The 7,227-nt window shown below is 51.8% G+C and carries 5 protein-coding genes; 4 read left to right on the forward strand and 1 reads right to left on the reverse strand.

Annotated elements, in window-relative coordinates; all coding sequences use genetic code 11:
• Positions 1–342: 342 nt before the first annotated feature.
• Positions 343–1,362 (reverse strand): ribose-phosphate pyrophosphokinase, encoded by a 1,020-nt coding sequence (locus tag AS151_RS00355; RefSeq protein ID WP_071515090.1) that lies wholly within the window; start codon positions 1,360–1,362, stop codon positions 343–345.
• 498 nt (positions 1,363–1,860) lie between these two features.
• Here AS151_RS00355 and AS151_RS00360 point away from each other — a divergent pair, with 498 nt between their 5' ends.
• The 4 genes from AS151_RS00360 to AS151_RS00375 are packed head-to-tail and all read left to right on the forward strand — an operon-like array spanning position 1,861 to position 7,134.
• Entirely contained in the window at positions 1,861–3,885 is a 2,025-nt protein-coding gene (locus AS151_RS00360; RefSeq protein WP_071515091.1) for a serine/threonine-protein kinase, read from the forward strand.
• Positions 3,886–3,926: 41 nt separating this feature from the next.
• Entirely contained in the window at positions 3,927–4,646 is a 720-nt protein-coding gene (bioD, locus tag AS151_RS00365) for a dethiobiotin synthase (protein ID WP_343327411.1), read from the forward strand.
• A 44-nt stretch (positions 4,647–4,690) separates the two neighbouring features.
• Positions 4,691–5,896 carry a M20 family metallopeptidase gene (locus AS151_RS00370; RefSeq protein ID WP_071515092.1) on the forward strand — a complete coding sequence of 402 codons (1,206 nt, stop codon included), beginning with the start codon at positions 4,691–4,693 and terminating at the stop codon, positions 5,894–5,896.
• A gap of 53 nt (positions 5,897–5,949) precedes the next feature.
• Positions 5,950–7,134 (forward strand): homocysteine biosynthesis protein, encoded by a 1,185-nt coding sequence (locus tag AS151_RS00375; protein ID WP_071515094.1) that lies wholly within the window; start codon positions 5,950–5,952, stop codon positions 7,132–7,134.
• Positions 7,135–7,227 lie beyond the last annotated feature (93 nt).

Consider the following 7,227-nt stretch of genomic DNA (forward strand, 5'->3'; position numbering starts at 1 on the left):
GTAATGGTGCTGCAAATATTTTAAGAAAAGTAAGTATGACGCTGGGCATTGACCTCAGCCGAGTGTGTAGGGGCGCTTTGACTCATCCCACCTGGATGAACTTCTGGGTGCCAGTCCAAAAGAAAAGCGTAGCGATGCGGCTTCAGCCCATCATGTAGTATCAGTATCCTTTGGGAATCCCCTACTCTTTAGAGAGGGGAGCAGTCAAATATGTTGTCCGCGTGTGGGGGTTAGTATCAATACCGAGAAAAAAAGGATAAGGCCATCCTTATCCTTAAAAATCTGTTCGAGTGGGAACGCATTGTTTTTTTGAATTGGGCGACGGTTGGTGCGCCAAAGTTCCTAGCGGAACATACTGCTAACCGAGCTATCTTCGTGGACTCGCCAGATCGTTTCCCCAAGGATATTGGCTACGGAGACCACCTGGAGTTGCTCGAATTGTTTCTCCGGTGGTACGGGAATGGTGTTGGTGACGATTACCTCTTCAAAAACGCCGCTGGAGAGACGTTCTACAGCTGGGTCTGAGAAAACCGCGTGGGTGGCACAGGCGTAAACCTGTCTGGCACCATGGCGGCGAAGCAGACGTGCGGCTTCCGTAATGGTCCCCGCTGTATCGATCATGTCGTCCACCAGCACCGCTGTTTTGCCCTTCACATCGCCAATGAGGTGAAGGACTTCCGCTACGTTGTGAGCTTGTCGGCGCTTGTCAATGATGGCTAGGGGCGCATCATTGAGCTTTTTGGCAAACGATCGGGCCCGGGCTACTCCTCCCACATCCGGCGATACCACGACGATATCGGATAGTTCTTTGCTCTTGATATAACTCAATAGAGCGGGCGTAGCAAAAACGTGGTCCAGAGGAATATCGAAATATCCCTGGATCTGGGAAGAGTGCAAGTCCATGGCCAGGATCCGATGGGCACCTGCTTCGGTAATGAGATTAGCAACCAGTTTGGCTGCGATCGCTTCCCTGCCAGAGGTTTTGCGATCGGCACGGGCGTAGCCATAATAGGGAATCACTGCTGTAATTTGGCGCGCTGATGCCCGACGGCAGGCATCAATCAAAATCAGCAATTCCATCAAGTTGTCGTTGACGGGATGGCACGATGGCTGGATTAGGTAGACGTCGCAGCCACGGATGGATTCTTGAATTTGAACGTAAATTTCTCCGTCGGCAAATCGCTTGCGCACCATCGGTCCTAAGTCCAGGCCCAAGTAACGAGCCACTTCCTGAGCCAGCGTTGGATTGGCCGACCCGGAAAACAACCGCAGTCGGTTGTTGCGATCTAAAACTGAAGGTAGAGTGGCGTTAGCAGCTAAAGTGGCAGAACGGATCACAGCAGACCCCCGCAGCATATTCATTCATTCATGAAAATCTTATCATCTCACGCCCATAAATTTCCGCGAAATTTTGAGATTTCCCTCTAGAATCTAGCCTAATTTTGCTTAACAACTATTGGCACTCAAAATGTAAAGATTTTCTGAAGTCCTCCCAGAAAAGTTGAGGTCTACTTCATCCCTGGAAAAAAGATTTTTGAGGGGGACAATGGCTTCGCCACCTAAGTAAATTCACTTAAAATTTGTTTTTTTGCCCTCGCGATCGCCGCTCGATCGTATTTTTGCCAACCGTTCCGGCTCTGCCAATTTCTAGCACCTATCCGGCGGGGAAGCGCGATCGCTACCGACCATCTTTATTATATCTATACAAACTAGCTACCGTCGCTACTGCCTTCCTATAGAGCAAAAACAGCAACGCCAGCCACCAGGCTTTCAAAATCCCATAGGATTGTTTTATAGCCAAACCAAACAAATCTGTATTTTCTTCTGTCTTGATCTGCCATCGCTATCCCCACAGGACCTATGCAAGCACCCCTGTCTGTCGGCACAGTTTTACAAGAACGCTACCGTCTGGTCAAAATCCTCGGTCAAGGTGGCTTCGGTCGTACCTATTTAGCAGAAGACATCGGACGTTTTGACGAACTGTGTGCCCTCAAAGAATTTATCCCACCCCCCGACAACCCGCAAGCATTAGAAAAATCTCAAGAATTATTCCGGCGGGAAGCCGCCACCCTCTACCAAATTCGCCATTCCCAAATTCCCCAGTTTCGTGCCACCTTTCAACAGAACCAACGATTTTTCCTAGTACAAGATTACGTTGCCGGTGCCACCTACCGCTCGTTGTTGCAGCAACGCATCCAAACAGGTCGTCCCTTTACCGAAGGAGAAATTCGCCAACTGCTTGCCGATTTGCTGCCAGTTTTGGCTTACCTCCACAACCAAAACATCGTCCATCGCGACCTATCCCCGGAAAACATCATCCAGCGCGAAAGCGACGGGTTGCCCGTACTCATTGACTTTGGTGTGGTCAAAGACTTAGCCAATCGCATGCAAGCCCAAGCTTCCCAAACCGCCGCCACTACCGTTGGTAAGGCTGGCTATTCCCCCAGCGAGCAAATGAAAACTGGTCAGGTCTATCCATCCAGCGATTTGTACTCCCTCGGGGTCACCTGTTTGGTCTTGCTGAGTGGGGAAGAGCCGCAAAATTTGTTCGACAACAACCAAATGGCTTGGGACTGGCGAAAAATTCCAGCCAGCGACCAGTTGCGCGCCATTTTGCAGCGCATGGTTGCCTACCGCCCCGGCGATCGCTACCAGACGGCCGCGGAAGTTTTGCAAGCATTGCCAGGGGACCCTCCCAACCAGACAGCCACTCCTTCCCCTGCTGCCCCAGCTTCCCCTTCGCAAATCCCCACCGTACAAGTAGGTCGCCAGCGACCGGCAACCAACGTCTCCGGAAGTTCTCCCCCACCATCGCCATCGAGTAGCAGTCCTCAAAGAACGTCCACTTCGGTGCCTAGGTACGCCTCTGCTTCTTCTTCCTCCACTCCCCATCCCTTGACCATTGTTTTGGTTTCCCTGGCGATCGCGGGGGGGGTAGGTATCGTTTCCTGGGGCATTGTACGGTCTTTTCGCGGTTCCAGTCCCATCTCTGCCCCCAACAACACGCCGGTAGAACCGACCCCAAGTCCTTCTCCCACACCGGAAACCACCCCTACGCCAGCGATCGCTGCCATCCCCCTAGAAATCGAACCGGGAGAAGAAATCACCGTAGAAGGCAGTTTGAATCCCAACGAAATTCTCCACTACACCTTCGAGGGAAACAAAAACCAGAAATTACAGGCTAGCGTCCGCGGTGAAGGCATCCAAATGAGCGTTTTGGATAGCGATCGCAACCCAATCGACCGCCGCGGCAAAAATACTTCCCAGTGGCAGGGAAAATTGCCCCAGCCAGGCCAGTATGTACTGCAAATCCAGCGATCGCCCAATAAAGAGGAAGATGGTACTGTAGACCCCGCACCAACGCGCAATTTCCGCCTGCAAGTGTTGCTGGCTGCCCCACCTACCCCCTCTCCCAAACCCGTGACCACCCCCACACCGACGCCAGAACCCACCCCCACACCAACGCCAGAACCCACCCCCACACCAACGCCAGAACCCACCCCCACACCGACGCCAAAACCTACCCCCACACCGACGCCAGAACCCACCCCCACACCAACGCCAGAACCCACCCCCACCCCCTCTACCACCGAAGCGGAACAACTGGAAGTAGAAATTGGGGAAACAGTGCGCGTCAGCGGCACAGCCAGTCCCGAGAAAACAAAAAGTTATATTGTAGAAGTAGAGGAAGGACACGTCTTGCGCTTGCAAGTGACTTCGGGTAACGTCCTGCTCAATGTTCGCCGCCAGGAAGGAGAACCTTTACCGGGGGCAGGGTCCAAAATTCAAGCCATTCCCGCCCAACCCACCGATGAGGTTTATCAAATTGATGTGGTGGCTTACGGTCGGACCAATTTTACCTTCCAAATTACAATGGAAAATTAATCAAAAACCGCAATTTTTACAGACCAATTTGCAATTGAAATATGATGGGAGATTTAGAGCGACACAGCGCTTTGCTCGTGGCTGGTACGGATACGGAGGTGGGAAAAACCGTTTTTACCTGTGCGTTGGTAGCGTACTGGCAGCGGTATTTGCCCGCTCAAAGGTTGGGGGTTCTCAAACCTATTCAAGCCGGCTACGGCGATCGCGAACGATATGCCAGTCTCTTGGCAGGGCAACAATCCCTCGAAGAAATTACCCCCCTCTATTTTCCAGAACCTTTAGCACCTCCCATTGCCGCGGCCAAAGCAGGAAAAACCATTGATTTGAAAGTGGCGTGGCAAACCTTTGCCCAGTTGACCCAACAAAAAGATTGGGTATTGGTAGAAGCCTTGGGAGGATTGGGATCGCCCATTACCGAGGAACTAACCGTTGCCGACTTAGCCCGGGATTGGCATTTGCCCGTGGTTTTGGTGGCACCCGTGCGTTTGGGAAGCATTGGTCACCTGGTGGCCAACGTAGCCCTAGCCAGGCAACATCAAATTCCCTTACAGGGCATTGTTCTCAACTGTGCGACCCCCGACAGTGAGGCTGCCATTGAGAATCTCACCCCTACCGATCTCATTCAATCTTTAACCCAAGTACCGGTTTTGGGTTGCTTGCCTTATGGTATTGACGGGGATGGAGAAAAAGCGATCGCAGCGATTTCCCATCTCCATTTAGAAGCTTTTTTACCCCATTTCTTTGTTCAAAAAATCCATTGATTTTCAACTTCCGCGATCGGTTTTTCTAGAGAGCTTTCTTGGTTATGGTTTCTACAGTTTCCACATCAGAAAATATCCACAAAATTCGTCAAGAAATTCAAGCATTGCAACCCTGGTTGGTGCAAGTACGGCGGCAAATCCATCAGTTTCCCGAATTGGGTTTTCAAGAACAACGAACATGCCAACTCATTGCCCAAAAACTCAGGGAATGGGGTATCGAACACGAAACAGGCATTGCCCAAACCGGGGTCGTGGCCCTCATTCGCGCTAGCAAACCAGGTCCGGTGCTGGCCATTCGGGCAGATATCGACGCTTTGCCCATCACCGAAAAAAACGACATTCCTTACCGTTCCCAACATGACGGAAAAATGCATGCTTGCGGTCACGACGGGCACACCGCGATCGCGCTGGCAACGGCCTGCTATCTATCCCAACACCGGGATGCGTTTGCCGGTACGGTAAAAATTATCTTCCAACCAGCAGAAGAAGGTCCCGGCGGTGCCAAACCCATGGTAGAAGCTGGGGTTTTAAAAAATCCCGATGTGGATGCGTTGATTGGCTTGCATTTGTGGAACAACCTGCCCTTGGGAACCGTAGGCGTACGTAGTGGTTATTTAATGGCAGCGGTGGAACTGTTTCGCTGTACCCTGTTGGGAAGGGGCGGTCACGGTGCCATTCCCCATCAAACCACCGATGCCGTAGTCTTGGCTGCCCAGGTGGTCAATGCCTTACAAACCATTGTTGCCCGTAACATCGATCCTTTGGAGTCAGTGGTGCTCACAGTTGGGGAACTCCACGCCGGCAGTGCCTACAACGCGATCGCCGACACGGCCAACTTGCGGGGTACTGTACGCTATTACAATCCCGATTATGAAGGATATATCGGCAAACGTATTGAAGAAATCATCGCCGGCGTCTGTCAAAGCCACAGTGCCAGCTACGACTTAAAATACTGGCAGCAGTATCCGCCGGTGGTCAACGACAGCGCGATCGCCGATTTAGTGCGATCGGTAGCCGAAACAGTCGTAGAAACCGAAGCTGGCGTAGTACCAGAGTGCCAAACCATGGCTGGCGAAGACGTATCCTATTTCCTGCGGGAAGTGCCCGGGTGTTATTTCTTCCTCGGTGCCGCCAATCCCCAGAAAGGGTTGGACTATCCCCACCACCATCCCCGCTTTAACTTTGACGAGTCGGCTTTAGCCATGGGGGTAGAAATGTTCGTGCGTTGCGTGGAAAAATTCTGTCGTTGACTTAAAATTGGCAAAAAATTTTCCCCTAGAGGTTGGGGGAAGCCAACAAAACTATGACCGAGCGAACCATTGCCGAAATTAACGACAAAATTCAAAAGCAAAAAGCCGTTGTTTGGACCGCCGAGGAGGTCAAAGCCAAAGTTGCCCAAAGCAGTGTAGCGGAAGTGGCCAAACAGGTAGATGTCATCACCACCGGTACCTTTGAACCCATGGAATCTTCCGGTGCCATCATTAACTTGGGACACACCGATCCGCCGATTAAACTGTATAAATGTTGGTTGGATGGCATTCCTGCCTATACCGGATTTGGTGCGGTGGATTTGTATCTGGGTGCCGCTCAAATTCCCGAAGATGCTGAGGAACTCAACGAAAACCGCGGTGGCAGTCACGTCATCTGCGATTTAATTGCCGGCAAATCCGTTCATTTAAAAGCCTTCGGTCACGCTACGGACTGCTATCCCCGGGCTTCCTTTGAAACCAATATTAGCCGGGATACCATTAATCAGTTTTATCTGTACAACCCGCGCAACGTCTATCAAAATTTCATCGTCGGCGTGAATGGGGGCGATCGCACCTTATATACCTATCTTGGTCCTTTGCTTCCCCGTTTGGCTAACGCTGTCTATTCCAATCCCGGGGCCATTTCCCCCTTATGGAACGATCCAGATTTGCAAACCATTGGCATTGGCACCCGAGTCTTTGTCGGTGGTGGCATTGGCTATATCACCTGGGAAGGCACCCAACACTTCCCAGTACAAAAACGCCTGCCCAACCGCACCCCCATTGGTCCAGCTTCCACATTAGCTTTGATTGCCGATGCCAAACAGTGCGACCCCAAGTGGATTCGCGGTTGCTATTTTAAATACTACGGTCCTTCCTTGATGTTGGGAGTGGGGATTCCGTTTCCCGTGTTAAACGAACAGGTGGTTGCCAATTGTGCGGTGCGAGACCAAGAGGTAGTGGCACCGGTGGTGGATTTTTCCATTCCCCGACGGGTAAGACCGACCTTTGGGTTGGTGAGCTACGCCCAGCTCAAATCCGGTCGCATTACCATCGAAGGCAAGACAGTACGAGTGGCACCGCTAGCCAGTATTTACCGCTCCCGTCAAGTGGCTTTGGCGTTAAAACACTGGATTGATACGGGAGTTTTTACGCTGACCGAACCTGTAGCCAAGATTCCGGCGGAGCGTAAGTTTTTGCCCCAAGATATTTGGGGGTCTCGGGTGGATTTGGATTGAATGTATTTCATCTTGTCACTGACCCCGCGCTAAAGCGACGGGGCTTGGGAACAGCCAGGTTCCCGTAGTAGTGGCTAGACCAAGAGCCGATAG

It is taken from the genome of Geitlerinema sp. PCC 9228 (assembly GCF_001870905.1).
Classification (GTDB): Bacteria; Cyanobacteriota; Cyanobacteriia; order Cyanobacteriales; family PCC-9228; genus PCC-9228.